Source organism: Bacillus vallismortis, assembly GCF_004116955.1.
In the GTDB taxonomy this organism is placed as follows: Bacteria; Bacillota; Bacilli; order Bacillales; family Bacillaceae; genus Bacillus; species Bacillus vallismortis.
Window position 1 is genome coordinate 1,987,392 of sequence record NZ_CP026362.1, and the last position, 15,680, is coordinate 2,003,071.

13 protein-coding genes are annotated in these 15,680 nt (G+C 43.4%); 2 read left to right on the forward strand and 11 right to left on the reverse strand.

Annotated elements, in window-relative coordinates:
• Positions 1-4: 4 nt before the first annotated feature.
• Positions 5-1,624 (reverse strand): ABC-F family ATP-binding cassette domain-containing protein, encoded by a 1,620-nt coding sequence (locus BV11031_RS10775; protein ID WP_010328467.1) that lies wholly within the window; start codon positions 1,622-1,624, stop codon positions 5-7.
• Between the two features lie 181 nt (positions 1,625-1,805).
• On the opposite strand from BV11031_RS10775, the gene BV11031_RS10780 reads away from it, so the two are divergent.
• Positions 1,806-2,075 carry a hypothetical protein gene (locus tag BV11031_RS10780; protein WP_010328468.1) on the forward strand — a complete coding sequence of 90 codons (270 nt, stop codon included), beginning with the start codon at positions 1,806-1,808 and terminating at the stop codon, positions 2,073-2,075.
• Positions 2,076-2,154: 79 nt separating this feature from the next.
• A protein-coding gene (locus BV11031_RS10785; RefSeq protein ID WP_128568190.1) for an IS3 family transposase occupies positions 2,155-3,503 on the forward strand; the annotation gives its coding sequence in 2 pieces (ribosomal slippage) (positions 2,155-2,599 and positions 2,599-3,503; 1,350 coding nt in all).
• A gap of 48 nt (positions 3,504-3,551) precedes the next feature.
• On the opposite strand, the gene sipT is transcribed toward BV11031_RS10785, so the two are convergent.
• The 10 genes from sipT to BV11031_RS10835 all read right to left on the reverse strand — a co-directional run bounded on the left by sipT (position 3,552) and on the right by BV11031_RS10835 (position 15,555).
• Entirely contained in the window at positions 3,552-4,133 is a 582-nt protein-coding gene (gene sipT / locus BV11031_RS10790) for a signal peptidase I sipT (RefSeq protein ID WP_010328471.1), read from the reverse strand.
• Positions 4,134-4,276: 143 nt separating this feature from the next.
• The gene (locus tag BV11031_RS10795; RefSeq protein ID WP_010328472.1) at positions 4,277-6,184 is read right to left on the reverse strand and encodes a PTS fructose transporter subunit IIABC; all 1,908 of its coding nucleotides are present in this window, start codon (positions 6,182-6,184) and stop codon (positions 4,277-4,279) included.
• Between the two features lie 14 nt (positions 6,185-6,198).
• The gene (pfkB, locus tag BV11031_RS10800; RefSeq protein WP_010328473.1) at positions 6,199-7,110 is read right to left on the reverse strand and encodes a 1-phosphofructokinase; all 912 of its coding nucleotides are present in this window, start codon (positions 7,108-7,110) and stop codon (positions 6,199-6,201) included.
• A complete protein-coding gene (locus BV11031_RS10805; RefSeq protein ID WP_010328474.1) occupies positions 7,107-7,862 on the reverse strand; it encodes a DeoR/GlpR family DNA-binding transcription regulator in 756 nt (251 codons plus the stop codon). The genes pfkB and BV11031_RS10805 overlap by 4 nt, the downstream gene beginning before the upstream one ends.
• 278 nt (positions 7,863-8,140) lie before the next feature.
• Positions 8,141-9,334: a sporulation-delaying-protein transporter subunit SkiZ gene (gene skiZ / locus BV11031_RS10810; protein WP_010328475.1), complete on the reverse strand. Its 1,194-nt coding sequence runs from the start codon at positions 9,332-9,334 to the stop codon at positions 8,141-8,143.
• Positions 9,331-10,023, reverse strand: a complete 693-nt coding sequence (gene yknY / locus BV11031_RS10815) for an ABC transporter ATP-binding protein YknY (protein ID WP_010328476.1) — start codon at positions 10,021-10,023, stop codon at positions 9,331-9,333. Before yknY ends, skiZ begins: the two co-directional genes overlap by 4 nt.
• On the reverse strand, positions 10,024-11,157 hold the full coding sequence (locus BV11031_RS10820; RefSeq protein ID WP_010328477.1) for an efflux RND transporter periplasmic adaptor subunit: 1,134 nt from the start codon (positions 11,155-11,157) through the stop codon (positions 10,024-10,026).
• Positions 11,158-11,161: 4 nt separating this feature from the next.
• Positions 11,162-11,857, reverse strand: a complete 696-nt coding sequence (gene yknW / locus BV11031_RS10825) for a YknW family membrane protein (RefSeq protein ID WP_010328478.1) — start codon at positions 11,855-11,857, stop codon at positions 11,162-11,164.
• A 115-nt stretch (positions 11,858-11,972) separates the two neighbouring features.
• Positions 11,973-13,787 carry an ABC transporter ATP-binding protein gene (locus tag BV11031_RS10830; protein WP_010328479.1) on the reverse strand — a complete coding sequence of 605 codons (1,815 nt, stop codon included), beginning with the start codon at positions 13,785-13,787 and terminating at the stop codon, positions 11,973-11,975.
• Between the two features lie 10 nt (positions 13,788-13,797).
• Entirely contained in the window at positions 13,798-15,555 is a 1,758-nt protein-coding gene (locus BV11031_RS10835) for an ABC transporter ATP-binding protein (RefSeq protein ID WP_010328480.1), read from the reverse strand.
• Between the last annotated feature and the right edge of the window lie 125 nt (positions 15,556-15,680).

Consider the following 15,680-nt stretch of genomic DNA (forward strand, 5'->3'; position numbering starts at 1 on the left):
TTTATTACGCGTATAATTCAGCCAGTTTTTTCTGCACATCAGCATTTTCAAGGAACTCATCATAGCTCATTTGCTTATCAACAATGCCGTTAGGTGTAATTTCGATAATTCTGTTGGCAATGGTCTGTACAAACTGATGGTCATGGGATGTAAACAGCATAGCGCCTTTAAAGCTGATTAAGCCGTTATTGAGCGCTGTAATGGATTCCAAGTCTAAATGGTTGGTCGGCTCATCCAAAATTAAAATATTGGCGCCGGAAAGCATTGCTTTCGACAGCATACAGCGAACCTTTTCTCCCCCAGATAATACATTTGATTTTTTGTGGACTTCTTCTCCAGAGAACAGCATCCGTCCTAAGAAACCGCGTAAAAAGCTCTCACTTTGGTCATGAGGAGAATATTGGCGAAGCCAGTCTACAAGATTCAGATCACTGCCTTCAAAATATTCACTGTTGTCTTTTGGAAAATACGCTTGAGATGTCGTTACACCCCATTTAAACGTTCCGCTGTCTGCTTCCATTTCCCCAGAAATGATTTTAAACAGCGTGGTAACAGCCTGTTCGTTACGGCCAGTGAAAGCAATTTTATCTTCTCTATTCATGATAAAGCTGACATTATCGAGCACCTTTACGCCATCGATCGTTTTCGTTAAGCCTTCCACCTGAAGAACATCATTTCCGATTTCCCGTTCCGGTGTAAAGTTAACATAAGGATAGCGGCGGGAAGATGGTTTAATATCATCCAGCGTAATTTTATCGAGAAGTTTCTTTCTTGATGTCGCCTGCTTAGATTTAGACGCATTGGCGCTGAATCTAGCGACAAACTCTTGAAGCTGTTTGATTTGCTCTTCTTTTTTCTTATTCGCTTCTTGAGAAAGCTTTAATGCCAGCTGGCTTGATTCGTACCAGAAATCATAGTTTCCGACATAGATTTGGATTTTGTTAAAGTCAAGGTCAGCAATGTGCGTACACACTTTATTTAAAAAGTGGCGGTCATGGGATACGACAATAACTGTGTTTTCAAAGTTAATCAGAAACTCTTCCAGCCACTGAATGGCCTGAAGGTCCAAGTGGTTCGTCGGCTCATCGAGCAGCAGTACATCCGGCTTGCCGAATAACGCCTGTGCCAAGAGCACTTTTACTTTCTCTGAACCGCCAAGGTCTTCCATTTTCTTCGCATGAAGGTCTTCTGAGATACCAAGGCCTTTTAGAAGGATCGCAGCTTCACTTTCTGCTTCCCATCCGTTCAGCTCAGCAAATTCGCCTTCTAACTCAGCAGCCCGAATTCCATCCTCATCTGAGAAATCAGGCTTCATGTAAATGGCATCTTTCTCCTGCATGACTTCATACAGGCGTTTGTGGCCCATAATGACCACTTTTAGCACTTCATACTCTTCGTACTCAAAATGGTTCTGCTTCAAGACAGCAAGACGCTCGCCAGGACTCATATGAACGTCCCCTGTCTGAGGCTCGATTTCTCCAGATAGCACTTTCAGAAACGTTGATTTCCCGGCACCATTTGCACCAATTAACCCATAGCAATTGCCTGGGGTGAATTTAATATTGACATCTTCAAATAACTTGCGATCCGCAAACCGCAAGCTTACATTATTTACAGCGATCATTTATTATCCTCCATCATGTCTATCATCAATAAAAGTATACCATGAATGCAGGGCAAGAGAAATGATTCCCTGATAAATTGGAGAGAAAACACTTATACACTCAACGTTGCAAGCATATGTTACAATAAAACAGAAGAGGATGCATCCAGCTGGAAATTACACACTCTTATGGAGGAACACATTGAGGCTTTTAACACTTACTGAATATTGCTTATTGATCTTTTTCACGGGTTTTTACCTCGCTGTAACAGGCTTTACCGCTAAAGATGTCGGCTTATATATTGGCATAGCCCTTATTTACATATTTTCGCATATTTTTTCTAAACGGCTTTTAGAAAAACGCGGAAAAGAAAACAAACAGGTTCACCTTTTCTTCAGTGTGCTGGCCATTATCGGTTCAGTGTTTATTACGGTATTATGCATTGCATTAGTCGCTTCTTTTTCAAATTAAAAAACGCCTGCTGTCCAAAGGCCAGTGAAGTGCACCCCAAATTTTAGACACAGTCTAAAATTTGGAGGTGCTTTTTCTTTTGGCTAAATTTAAAAACGAAGAAAAAATCAACGCGGTCTTACGCTATATAAACGGCAACGAGAGTTTGCTTGTGATCGCAAATCATATTGGAGTGCATAAAAGGGTACTCCAATATTGGGTGAGAAAATATCAATATCACGGTGAAAAAGCGTTCTTAAAGTCATATACAAATTATCCAGTCCAATATAAACTAGACGTACTTGACTATATGAATGAACATGGGACGTCTATCTTAGAAACAGCTGCGATATTTAATTTGCCTTCTGACTCAACGCTTTGGAACTGGCAGCACGTAGTACAAACACAAGGAGCAGACGCCCTCAAAACAAAGAAAAAGGGGCGTCCGTCCATGAAAAAGAAAACAAGAAAGCAAGCACCAGCTATAGGCTCAATAGAAGCATTACAGGCGGAAAACGAACGGTTGCGTATGGAGAATGAGTATTTAAAAAAGTTGAATGCCTTAGTTCAAAACAAGGAACAATCACCAAACAAGACAAAGCGCAAGTAGTCTATGATTTAAGGCATAAGTATCCGGTGAAAGCACTTCTCAGGCTCGCAGGTATCCCACGCAGCACCTACTATTACTGCGTAAAGCATTTTGATCGCCCTGATCGAGATGCCGACATAAAAAAGATGGTTCAACTTATTTTTAAAGAACATCAAGGCCGGTATGGATACCGCCGTATTCGTGATGAACTAAAGAATCGGGGACGAAAGGTCAATCACAAGAAGGTGCAGCGCATCATGAAAGCCCTCGGACTAAAATGTATGATTCGAAAGAAGAAATATCGTTCATATAAAGGAACAATCGGCAAAGTGGCGCCTAACATTCTAGCGCGCAACTTTAAAGCTGAAAAGCCAAATGAAAAATGGGTCACGGACATGACGGAGTTCAAATTATTTGGGCAGAAGCTGTACGTATCGCCCGTATTAGATCTGTTTAATGGTGAGATCATTACCTATACGATTGGTTTAAGGCCTGTTTATTCTCTTGTTTCTGTGATGCTTGATCAGGCATTCAAGCATTTGAAAGATGGGGACAAGCCCATTATGCATTCCGACCAAGGCTGGCATTACCAAATGAAGCATTATAGGCAAGCCTTAAAAGAACGCGGGATTACACAAAGCATGTCCCGAAAAGGCAACTGTTACGATAACGCAGTGATCGAGAATTTCTTCGGCATCCTAAAGTCTGAATTTCTGTACCTAAAAGAATTTGAAAGTATCGAACACTTAAAGCAAGAACTTGAACGATATATTGACTACTACAATCAAAAACGAATAAAGGCAAAACTAAAAGGCATGAGTCCGGTACAATACCGAACTCATGCCTCAAATACTGCCTAATGAAAACCCGTGTCTAACTTTAGGGGGTCACTTCACAGCAAGGCGTTTTTATTTTGTTTGGCGCATTTCATTAAACGGGAAAAAGACAAACTTCGATGTGCCGACAATCCGTTTTTCCGCAATCAGCCCCAGCCCATTTCGGCTGTCCATTGAATTCAGCCGGTTATCTCCCATAACAAAATATTTGCCTTCGGGAACCTTAACCGGCCCAAAGTCGCCAGTCAGACTCACACCAAGTTTTTCTGCTTCCTTTTTATTTTGAGACAAGTAAGGCTCGGCTACTTTTTTTCCGTTTATATAAAGCGTATCATCCTTCATTTGAACGGATTCCCCAGGCTTTCCGATCAATCTTTTGACGTAATGGATTTTAGACGTCTCACCATCGATAATGACGATATCTCCGCGTTCCAGTTCGCCGATATAATTGACTGTTTTATTCACAAACAGCCTTTCGCCGTCGTGTAATGTGGGATACATAGATGAACCTTCGACTAAATAAGGTTCAAACAAAAAGTGACGGATCAAGAGAGCCAGCAGGACAGCGATGACAATTGCTTTTCCCCATTCCAAGTACGTATTGGTTTTTTTCTTTGCCGCTTCTTCAGTTTTCGTGTTTTTTTCCTCGGTCAAAGTGTTTCCTCCTAGACGGTTGCTATGTCAGTTGTTTCTCTTCTTTTACTTTATCATAAATGATTATAAAATACATAACTTAACCGCGCTCCCGCCAGCAGGATAAAGAAAAAGCGCCCCTTCAAATGAGGGACGCTTTTCTCTTATTTCTCTGTAACAGGTTTTTTAAGAATGCCGAGGATAATTGCCATCACGACAGCACCGATCACGATACTTAATAGGTAAAGCAGCGGATGGTTTGTAATGAAGGCTACGAATACTCCTCCGTGAGGTGCCGGAAGCGTTACACGGAAGAATTCAGTTAATCCGCCAGCAACAGCTGCACCAGCGACAGCAGCTGGAATGACGCGAAGCGGGTCAGCCGCAGCAAACGGGATCGCTCCCTCTGTTACGAAAGCAGCACCCATGAAGTAGCATGTAATACCAGCTTCACGGTCACGCTGAGTGAATTTGTTTCGGAAAATTGTTGTTGCAAGTGCGATACCAAGCGGAGGAACCATACCCCCGGCCATGATCGCTGCGTGAGGCGCGTAGTTGCCTGCATCGATCATCGCGATACCGAACGTAAAGGCTGCTTTATTAAGCGGGCCGCCCATATCGATCGCCATCATACCGCCCAAAATAATACCCATTAATACAAGGTTGCCAGTTCCCAGGCTTTCAAGCCAATTGGTTAAGAAGTTCATAAATGCCGCTACCGGTGTATTCACAACGAAACGCATGATAATACCAGTTAAGAAAATACCAAACAGCGGATAGATTAATACAGGTTTCAGTCCATCAAGTGACTGCGGAATAAAGACAAATGCTTTTTTCAATAGAACAACGATATAACCAGCCAAGAATCCGGCAATTAAACCGCCTAAGAATCCAGCATTTGCTTGAGTTGCCATAAATCCGCCGACCATACCAGGCGCAAAACCAGGACGGTCTGCTATACTCATTGCAATGAAACCGGCAAGAACAGCAACGATTAATCCTAGTGCATTGTCACCGCCGATAAACTTAAGAGCAGCAGCAAACGTGTTGTAAGTAGGATCGTCCGGATTGGAAGAATTAATTCCCCAGAAGAATGAAATCGCAACGAGAATACCGCCGCCGACTACGAACGGAAGCATGTTGCTGACACCGCTCATCAGATGCTTATAAAACGTGCTTCCGATGCTGCCGCCAGACTTGCCTCTCGCTTCATCATCATCGTTTGAAGCTGAAGAACCGCCGCCGCTGCCTTGGTAAACCGGCGCGTCTTGATTCATCGCTTTTTCGATAAGCTCTTGCGGGCGTCTGATACCTGCTGTAACAGGTACTTGAAGCACGCGCTTGCCTTTAAAGCGTTCCATTTCAACCTGCTTGTCCGCTGCGACAATGATAGCAGGCGCATCTTCAATTTCTTGGGCAGTCAGCTTGTGCTTAATACCGCTTGAACCATTTGTTTCGACCTTAATGTCCACGCCAAGCTCTTTCGCTTTTTCTTTCAGGGCGTCCGCAGCCATAAATGTGTGTGCAATGCCTGTCGGGCATGCAGTCACCGCTAGGATTTTCCCTTTTCCGGCAGGTGCTGGTGCCGCTTCTTCTTCTTCTTCCTCTTCGTCATCATCTTTATCGTGCTGATTAATAATGTCGATAATAGCATCTTCTGACTCAGCTTCAAGGAGCTGCTTGCGAATTTCTTCACGCATTAACAGCGTAGAAAGTCTTGACAATGCTTCAAGGTGAGTGTTGTTTGCGCCTTCAGTCGCCGCAATCATGAACACCAAGTGAGCCGGCTGGCCGTCTAATGATTCATAATCGACACCGTCTTTTGAACGTCCGAACGCGATCGCCGGGTTGATAACGCTTGCTGTTTTCGCATGCGGGATAGCGATTCCTTCACCGATCCCCGTTGAGCTTTGGCTCTCGCGATTTAAAATGGCTTCCTTGTAGGCTTGGCGGTCATTTAATTTTCCGGCCTTATCAAGAACAGTGACCAATTCGTCAATCACATTTTCTTTTTCTTTGCTCTCAATATTAAGCTTTATTGTATGCTTCGTTAAAAGCTCAGTTATTTTCACTTTTGTTTCCTCCTCTATAGACGTGTGACCTTAACTTCAGGAAGAAGCTGCTGGACAAATTCTTCTGTTCCGAGTTCTTCAGAGAACGCGGTAGCGCTGCCTGATGTAACACCTAAACGGAATGCTTCTTCAAGCTGCAGCTGTTTGGAAATACCGGCCAAAAAGCCTGCAACGACGGAATCTCCCGCTCCGACTGAGTTGACCAATTTCCCCTTCGGTACGTTAGCAAAATAAACAGCTTCTTTCGTAAATAGAAGCGCTCCGTCTCCTGCCATGGATACGATTACATGTTCTGCCCCTTGTTCTACAAGTTTTTTTCCATATGGGACAGCTTCTTCAACAGATGTAATGGTCGTGCCGAACATTTCTCCAAGCTCATGATGGTTTGGCTTCATCAAAAACGGTTTCATTTCTGTCGCTTTCATAAGCGCCTCACCAGAGATATCCAGAACAACACGCGCGTTCTGCTTTGTGCAGGCCTCCGCGATTTTTTCGTAAGTATCGTGAGGCAATGAAGATGGAATGCTTCCTGCTAGGACGACAATATCTCCCTCTTGCAAAGACTGGAACTGTTCTAAAAAGGCTTTGAAATCTTCATTCGAAATTGTTGGTCCCTGACCGTTAATTTCAGTTTCATCACCCGTTTTTAGCTTAACGTTGATACGGGTATCTTCTTTCACTTCAGAAAAAGCTGTTTCCAGGTTTTCTTTCTGCAAAAATGTTTTGATATATTCTCCGGTAAACCCGCCGACGAATCCGAGCGCTTTAGACGGTACATGGTGTCTTTTGAGCAGTCTCGATACGTTGATGCCTTTGCCCCCTGGATACTTTGTATCGTATGCGGAACGGTTCAGGCCTCCTAGAGTAAAATCTTCAACGTGAACAATATAATCGACAGATGGATTAAGTGTTACAGTGTAAATCATGGTTTCACTACCTTTACGACAGTTTTTTCTTGGTAATTATCGAATGTAAGCTCTTCAGCGTCAGTCGTAATGATTGTTGCGTCGCCCATTCCAGCGAATGCCGAAAATGAAATTTCTCCGAATTTCGAAGGGTCTGCTAAGACGTAAGCGTGTTTTGCCTGTTTGACAGCTTTCTGTTTTAAAAGGGCCTCATCAGGGTCCGGCGTTGTGAATCCAGCCTCTGTATGGACACCGTTTGTCCCCAGAAAACTCTTGTCGAATCTGTATTGATCCATGGCAACCAGTGAAGCGCCTCCAATAACCGCGCCCGTTCTGTGCTTTACGTATCCTCCAAGCAAGTAAAAAGAAATTTCTTTCCTTATTAGTGCTTCGATATGCATCGCCCCGTTTGTGACTACAACAATATCTTTGCTTTTATCCATAAAATCAATCATGTGCAAAGTCGTCGTGCCTGCATCAAGGTAAATGCAATCTCCTTCTTCTAAAAGGGAAACTGCTTTTTCAGCAATTTTCAATTTATCGTGAAGGTTTTTGGATGATTTTTCAAGCATATCGGGTTCAAGTCTGATATCGGAAAGCTTGGCTGCTCCCCCATGAACACGCTTTAAAAAACCGCGTTCTTCAAGTGTTGATAAATCTCTTCTGATTGTTGATTCAGAAGCGTTTGTAAGATTTATGAGCTCTTGAATTTTGACAACATCATGCTTTTCTATTTGATCAATAATCAATTGATGCCGTTCAGGAGTTAGCATGCTTCACCTCCTAATGAAAACGTATTCATTTTGAATACAATTTCATTGTAAACGCTTTTTTCAATTTAGGCAACTAAAATCATTCAAATTCATTCAATAACTATCAAAATCTTTCACGTTTCTCCATATTAACGTATGTCTATACGGTTTGTAAACTGTAAATTCGACAAAAATAAGGACAATTGTACGACATTTTCTTCTTATTTTAATGAAAAAAGTCTTTTATATTCATAGTAGAAAAACGGAACATAAAAAAACCTCATGCATATTGCATGAGGCTACTCGTAACGCAGTGCTTCAATCGGATCAAGCTTTGCGGCTTTATTTGCGGGAAGCATGCCGAAAATCACTCCAATGAGCATACTGAACAGCACGCCCCCGCCTACAACCTGCCAGGATATGAGTGACGGCCAGCCCGCAATGGCGGAAACAAGCGAGGCCCCTCCATATCCGATTCCAATCCCAATCAGTCCTCCGATCAGTGTCAGTACGACTGATTCAATTAAAAACTGAGTCAAAATCTGTCCTCTCGTCGCACCGAGTGATTTTCTGATTCCGATTTCTCGCGTCCGTTCTGTGACTGATACGAGCATAATATTCATGACACCGATCCCGCCGACCAAAAGAGAGATGCCTGCAATTGAGCCGATAATCGTCGTCATAATCGCTGTTACTTTGCCGATCCCGGCCGCAATCTCTTCCATGTTCATCACTTGATATGAATCCTCTGTGCCATGATTGTCATTCACCAGCTGTGTTGCTTCTTTTCCAGCTGTTTTTATGTCGTCTGCTGATTCGACTTGCAAGGATACGTTACTGAAATCACTTGTGCCAAAAGAGGATTTCATCATATTAAATGGCACATACATTTCACTCAAACCGAAAGAAAGCAAGCCTGTTTCTTTTTTCAGCACGCCGATGATTTCAACAGGCTGTCCGTTGATCCAGACCACTTCTCCAAGAGGGGATGCTTTATCAAACAGCTCTTCAGCCATCTTTTCAGAGATTACTCCGGCTCTTTTCCCCGCAAAAAAATCATGATCGGTAAAGGTTCTGCCGCTTTCGATTTTTAAAGAATTGACATTCATGTATCCATCGTTTATCCCGTTAACGGTAACATCCGTTTCTTCCTCATGATAACGTGCTTTCATACTTTCAGAAGTCGAGGCAACAACTTGTTTGATGCCCTCTATCTCTTTTAATCCTTTGATATCATTTTCTGTAAAAGTAGATTCTGCTAAGGCGTTCGGATTGCTTGCAAGCTCCTCATCGCTTGGCATATAGTACAGCTCCACGGTATTGCCCGGGCCGCTGATCGACTGCTTCAACATTTGCTCGCCGCCCTGTCCTACCGCAACCACGACGATGACAGAGCCTACACCAATGATAATGCCGAGCATCGTTAGAATCGAACGCATTTTATGGGCAAGGACGGAGCTTAAAGCCATTCTAATGTTCTCTAACAGGCTCATTCTCCCACGCTCCTTTGTCCGGAGCTGGCAGGAACAATGTGTCCGTCACGCACCATGACGATTCGATTCGTGCAATCTGCGACTTCCGGTTCGTGCGTAACAAGAACGATTGTCGTTCCCTCGGCATTTAATTCTGTAAATTGTTCCATAATCGCCACGCTTGTTTTCGTGTCCAGCGCGCCGGTCGGTTCATCTGCTAAAATCAATTTTGGCTCATTCACGATTGCCCTCGCAATGGCTACCCGCTGCTTCTGCCCGCCCGACAGCTCGTTGGGCATGTGGAGCATTCGATTGGCTAATCCGACCTTCTCCAACGCTCTCTCAGCCCGCTCTTGTCGTTCTTTTTTGCCTATACCGGAATAAATCATCGGCAGCTCGACATTTTTTTTTGCGTTCAGCCGCGGAAGAAGCTGAAATTGCTGAAATACAAAACCGATGGACCGGTTACGGACTGCCGCCAGCTCTTTATCTTTATATGAAGAAATGTCTTCGCCGTCCAATTTATACGTACCGGAAGTCGGCCGGTCAAGACAGCCGATAATATTCATGATCGTCGATTTCCCTGATCCTGACGGCCCCATAATCGAGACATATTCCCCCTGATGAATGTCCAAATCAATAGAATGGAGAACATCAAACGTTTCCCTGCCGATCTGATAGCTTTTTCTCACATTAGAAAGCTGAATCATTTATGCTTTCACTTCCGTTCCATCGGTCAACTGATCAGAGGGATTCAAAATGACTTGATCCTCTTGAGAAACCCCCTCTTTAATCTCTGTCAGATCATCTGTAACTTCACCGATTTTGACATCAACTCGTTTTGCTTTTCCGTCTTTTACTGTATATACATAATATTGATCATCTTCTTTTTTGACTGCCTTTGAAGGAAGCGTATTTGCTTTCCGCTTATCTGTTTCAATATTCATGATGAATTTAAAGCCAGGCTTTCCTTCTGGAAGATCCCCTTTTATTTTCACTTGAAGCGGATATTGGACCGCTTGTTCTGTTCCTTGTACCGCAGTGCTGTCCTGCTGATCCGGAACAAGTCCGACTGCGGACACTGTGCCTTTCCATGTTTTATCCTGAATAACATCTGAAGTGAGTGTGACCTTCTGGCCTTTCTTGACTTTCAGTGTATCGTATTCAGACAATTTCCCTGAGACGACAAGGTCTTTTGGATTGCCGATATGTATGACAGGCTCTTGAATATCTGATTTTTTGGATGCCGCTTCTTGGTTGACACTAATAACGGTACCTTCGATTTCGCTTTTGACTTCAAGATCTGACACCCGATTGGCAAGTGACTGCCGCTGGAGCTCGGTTTGTTTTAATTCGATCTCAGTTGTTTTTTTCTGCATTTGAAGCTCCGTCCGCTCAGATTCAATTTGTTTTTCTGCTTCTTTCTTTCCAACCTGTTTTGCCAGTTCTTTTTCTTTATGATTTAATGCTTTTAATTTTTCTTCAATTTGGTCAATTTGAAGCTGGTTGGATTCAGCCGTTAACCGGTTCTGTTCTTTTTCAAGGCTCAGCTGCTCATTTGTATAGGTGACTAAAGGCGTTCCCTTTTTCACTTTGTCGCCTTCTTTCACTTTAATGTCTTCTAATGTCCCTTTATCGGCTTCATAAAAGACATACTGTTCATTTGAAAATTGCAGGGTCCCGGGAACCATAACCGTTGACGAGATTTCTTTTTCTTCAAGACCTCCCGCCTCTATCTTCTGTCCGGCGCTGCCGCTTGCCGGGGCGGCAGACCGGTATATATTGATTCCAATGAAAAGTGCAACTAAAACTGCGATTCCAATTCCGATCCAGACTTTTTTCATGATGTTATGCACCCGCCACTGAATTGATTAAACCTGAAAAGAATGAAAATGCGACTAAAATCCCGAAAAGAACAATCACTGAAATCCATCCTGCTTTTTTTGAGATGCCGCCTGTTTTGTGAAGGCCGATTGCTAATAATACATAGCTCCATATGCTAAATATCTCAAAAGTATTTAACACGCTGGCAAGAGCTCCGTCAGACGGAATAATCCCCGCCAATGATGTCACGCTGTAAAGAGGATTCGCGTCAGTCGTGAAAATAACGATTCCGTTAACCAATAATCCAAGACTGCTAATCAAAGAGACAAACAGACCGAGAGAAAGCATTTTTTTGTATGTCGTAACTCCGCCTGAGATTTTTACACAAAGCCAATAAATAAGAGGGGCAATAAATAACGCTGCGATACCGCCGAAAATCGCGGCTGCCATTCCTCCAAATTTGGTGATTGTTGCGACTGTTTCAATTTCTTCAGCTGATAACCCTTGAGGGCCCGTGTTTTTCATAAGCTCACTATAATCCGTACCGAGTGATTGCAGTACCGCGCCGACGATGATAATCGCTGCAACAATAAATAGCGGTCCCCATACAGCCGGTCTTTCTCTTATTCTTTCAAATTGAATGGACGGATTTGTGATCACTCCGAAAAGTGACGGCTTTTCAGTCGCCGTTGCGCTGTTTTTTTCTACATTTGTTTCCATTTCAAAACCTCCTTGAGAATATCTAACAGATAATACGAGATGGGGTTCAAAAAGTTTCATGTTTTTTCAAATAAATTTCCAAAAGCCTTCAATATATAACTGAAGGCTTTCGCTCTTATTCTATTGCTTCGCTGTATTGCGTTTTCACAAGCCCGGCATAGATGCCTCCTATAGCAAGCAGCTGCCCATGGTTTCCTTCTTCCATTTTCTTGCCGTGATCAAGAACAATGATGCGGTCGGCGTCGCGGATCGTGGACAATCTGTGGGCGATCATCACTGCTGTACGCCCTTTCAATAGCGTTTTTAACGCCTGCTGAATTTTCACTTCCGTTTCTGTATCAATACTTGCGGTTGCTTCGTCAAGGATAATAATAGCTGGATCGGCGAGCAATGCTCTTGCAAATGAAATGAGCTGGCGCTGACCGGCAGAAAGTACGCTGCCCCTCTCCTCCACCTCTGTTTCGTACCCTTCTGCTAAACCAGAAATAAATTCATCCGCTCCGACCGCTTGGGCTGCTTTTATCACTTCTTCGTCTGAAGCACCCGGCCGGCCAAAACGAATATTTTCCATGATGGTTCCGGAGAAAATGAATGTATCTTGCAGCACGATGCTGATTTGGGAGCGCAAACTGGCAAGGGAAAGATCCCGAATTGGTATACCGTCTATTTTTATGGTGCCTCCCGTGGCATCATAAAAACGGCTGATTACATTCGCGATCGTTGTTTTTCCGCTCCCCGTATGCCCGACAAGCGCAAGCGTCGAGCCCGCCGGAATAGTGAAGGAAACAGCGTGAAGGGCTTTTCGTTTTTCATCATACGAAAATTCAACCTCTTCAAAACTAATCTCCCCATTTAATTTTTTCTTATGAATCGCGCCCCGCTTCTCTTTAACATTTGGCTGTTCGTCCAGAAACTCAAAAATCCGTTCTGATGACGCCATTCCCATTAACAGCTGGTTATAGACTTGCCCCAGTCTTGAAATAGGTTCCCAAAACATGCCCAGATAAAATGCAAAAGAAACGAAGACGCCAATCGTGATGGTTTCATTCATGATGAGTGTGGCGCCATACCAAATCAAGACACCCGTGCCAATCGCGTTTGTCATTTCTACCAGCGGACGGAACATGGCATTTTTTCTTGTGGCTTCTTGCCATGATTGATAGTTCTCCTGATTGACGCCATCAAAATACGCCGTGTTTTCTTCTTCCTGCGTAAATGCCTGTGTGACACGGATGCCCTGAATGCTTTCGTTCAAATGAGAGTTCAGCTTTGATTGCTTGAGGCGCACCTTTTGCCAGGAGCGGCGTATTTTTTTTCTAAGACTTGTTGAAATAAAAAACATAATCGGCAGTGTCACCATAATGGCTATAGTCAGCTCAGGACTCAGCGTAAACAAAATAATCATAACGCCGGCCAAAAGCAGCAAGTCGGTCAATAAGTTGATGACTCCGCTTGTAAAAAGCTCCTGAAGAGAGTTAATATCATTCATAATCCTGACCAAGATCGATCCGGCCGAGCGCTGATCAAAAAAACGATGGGATAAGCGCTGCACATGGGTAAATAAATGCTGGCGCAAATCGTATATCACATGCTGGCCAAGCTGGTTCATCCATTTAATTCTGAATACATTGGCGGCATAATTGAGCACATATAAACCGCTAATGATAAAAATGAGCTGGATCAGCAGCTCCGAGTTTCTCTCCGCAATGGCTTGATCGAGAACATAAACGCCGATCAAAATGGGAATCACAAGCTTCACAGCAGTCCCAATCAATACGGTAAGAAAAGAAAGCGGCAAAATCGTTTTTCGATATGGTTTAACATAGCCCAGCAGCCGCCACATTTGAGTCCAGTTAAACGGCTTTTCAATGATTTCATCTGAAGAATAATAGAAACGCTCCAAAATCCCTCGTTTTTCTGCTTGTTTCATATAGCCCTCCCTATCCGACCTGATGCGGCTCATTGATCATTTTGACATCACGGTATTGTAAATCGTAAATCTTTTGATAGTAGCCGCCTTTTTCGAGAAGCTCTTGATGTGTTCCCCTTTCACAAATCCGCCCTTTATCAAAAACGAGAATTTCATCGGCGTGTTTCAGAGAAGAAATGCGGTGAGCGATGATAAAGGTTGTGCGGTTTTTCATGACTTCTTTTAAAGCCAGCTGTATGCTGTGCTCTGTTTGCATATCTACTGCGCTCGTGGCGTCATCCAATATTAAAATGCTCGGGTTCAAACAAATGGCTCTCGCAATGGCGATACGCTGTTTTTGTCCGCCGGAAAGCCCCATTCCCCTCTCTCCAAGCATGGTGTCATATCCATCAGGAAGCTCCGTGATAAAGGCATGAGCCTGCGCCCTTTTTGCCGCTTCGATGATGTCTTCCATTGAGGCATCCGGCCTCCCGTACGAAATGTTTGATCGAATCGTAGATGAAAACAGAAAAGATTCTTGCAGAACGACCCCGATATTGGAGCGAAGGGTTTTTAACGAATAATCGGTGATAGGCTTATGGTCAATGGTAATCATTCCGCCAACAGGACTGTAAAATCTGGTGAGGAGCTGTGTAACTGAGCTCTTGCCTGAACCTGTCGGGCCCAATAGTCCGATTACCTTCCCGCTGTTTGCCTCAAAGCTGACATTGCTTAGCGCGTTTGTTTGTTCTTTACCGTATGCAAGAGAAACGTTCTTGAACATGACATCTCCTGTTAATCTTTGTTTTTGCATATCATGAGCATGATCTGTGATCTCTTCTTCTTTTTCAAGAATCTCCAGCAGGCGTTCACCTGACGCTTTTGCTTGAGAGAACATATTGATGACAAAGCCTAAGTTCATAATCGGCCACATCATATAATTGACGAGGCTGAAAAAAGCGACAAGCTCGCCGGGGTTGAGCTCGTTGTGCATGACCAGGTAGCCGCCGTATGAAAGGAGAGCCACAATACAAATATTGCCGATGAACTCCATTAAAGGGAAATACGCAGACCAAATGGATGATGTTTGTAAATACTGTGTCCTGTACTCCGCATTGGCCTTATTGAAATGGCTGATCTGAAAATCTTCTCTGGATAGAGATTTAACCGTATTGATGCCGCTGATATTTTCCTGGACTTTTGTGTTGAGTTTCGCAAACGATTTGCGAATCCCTCTGAAAGCGGGATGGACTCTTTTGTCAAACTGATATACCGCAACAGCGAGAAATGGCAAAACAGCGATTGTCACAAGCGTAAGAGGAACAGAATAGTAAAACATGACAGATAGGCTGATGGCGACCAGCAGACCGAATCGAATGAGCTCAGCGAGACCGTAAGATAAGAAAAAACGAAGCCCTTCAACGTCAGCTGTCAGTCTGGACATCAAATCCCCTGTTTTCGCGTTATCATAATAAGAAAAAGAAAGCCGCTGCAGTTTTTCATACAGGCCATTTCTCAGCCGATAAACGGATTTGATGCCGAACATATCACCTAAATATTGATGAAAAAAAGTGGCGGTTCCTTTCAAGGCCATTACCGCAATAAATCCTAAGCTAACCCATGCCGCAAGCCGATACTGCTTTCCCAGGACAATTTCATCAATCGTGATTTGCAGGATAATCGGGTAAACGACAGTAATCGCAGTCATCAAAAGCATGGCCAGAAGCGACCACATAAACACCTTTCTGTACGGCCAATAAAACATTTTTAACCTTTTAAATGTCTCCATATCCAGCACCTTTCCAATTTTTATCATCTTTACTATATCGGTACCCGAAATAAATTTCTATTGTTTTTTCGAAAATTCAGTCTAATAATGGAGTGAGTCTCTTACTTTATAGGGAGTCTCTTATG

Coding starts and splice junctions, on each gene's coding strand:
- BV11031_RS10830 (WP_010328479.1), bottom strand. CDS start 13,787: ATGAAACAAGCAGAAAAACGAGGGATTTTGGAGCGTTTCTATTATTCT.
- yknY (WP_010328476.1), bottom strand. CDS start 10,023: ATGATTCAGCTTTCTAATGTGAGAAAAAGCTATCAGATCGGCAGGGAA.
- yknW (WP_010328478.1), bottom strand. CDS start 11,857: ATGGAAACAAATGTAGAAAAAAACAGCGCAACGGCGACTGAAAAGCCG.
- BV11031_RS10775 (WP_010328467.1), bottom strand. CDS start 1,624: ATGATCGCTGTAAATAATGTAAGCTTGCGGTTTGCGGATCGCAAGTTA.
- BV11031_RS10820 (WP_010328477.1), bottom strand. CDS start 11,157: ATGAAAAAAGTCTGGATCGGAATTGGAATCGCAGTTTTAGTTGCACTT.
- skiZ (WP_010328475.1), bottom strand. CDS start 9,334: ATGAGCCTGTTAGAGAACATTAGAATGGCTTTAAGCTCCGTCCTTGCC.
- BV11031_RS10835 (WP_010328480.1), bottom strand. CDS start 15,555: ATGGAGACATTTAAAAGGTTAAAAATGTTTTATTGGCCGTACAGAAAG.
- BV11031_RS10805 (WP_010328474.1), bottom strand. CDS start 7,862: ATGCTAACTCCTGAACGGCATCAATTGATTATTGATCAAATAGAAAAG.
- pfkB (WP_010328473.1), bottom strand. CDS start 7,110: ATGATTTACACTGTAACACTTAATCCATCTGTCGATTATATTGTTCAC.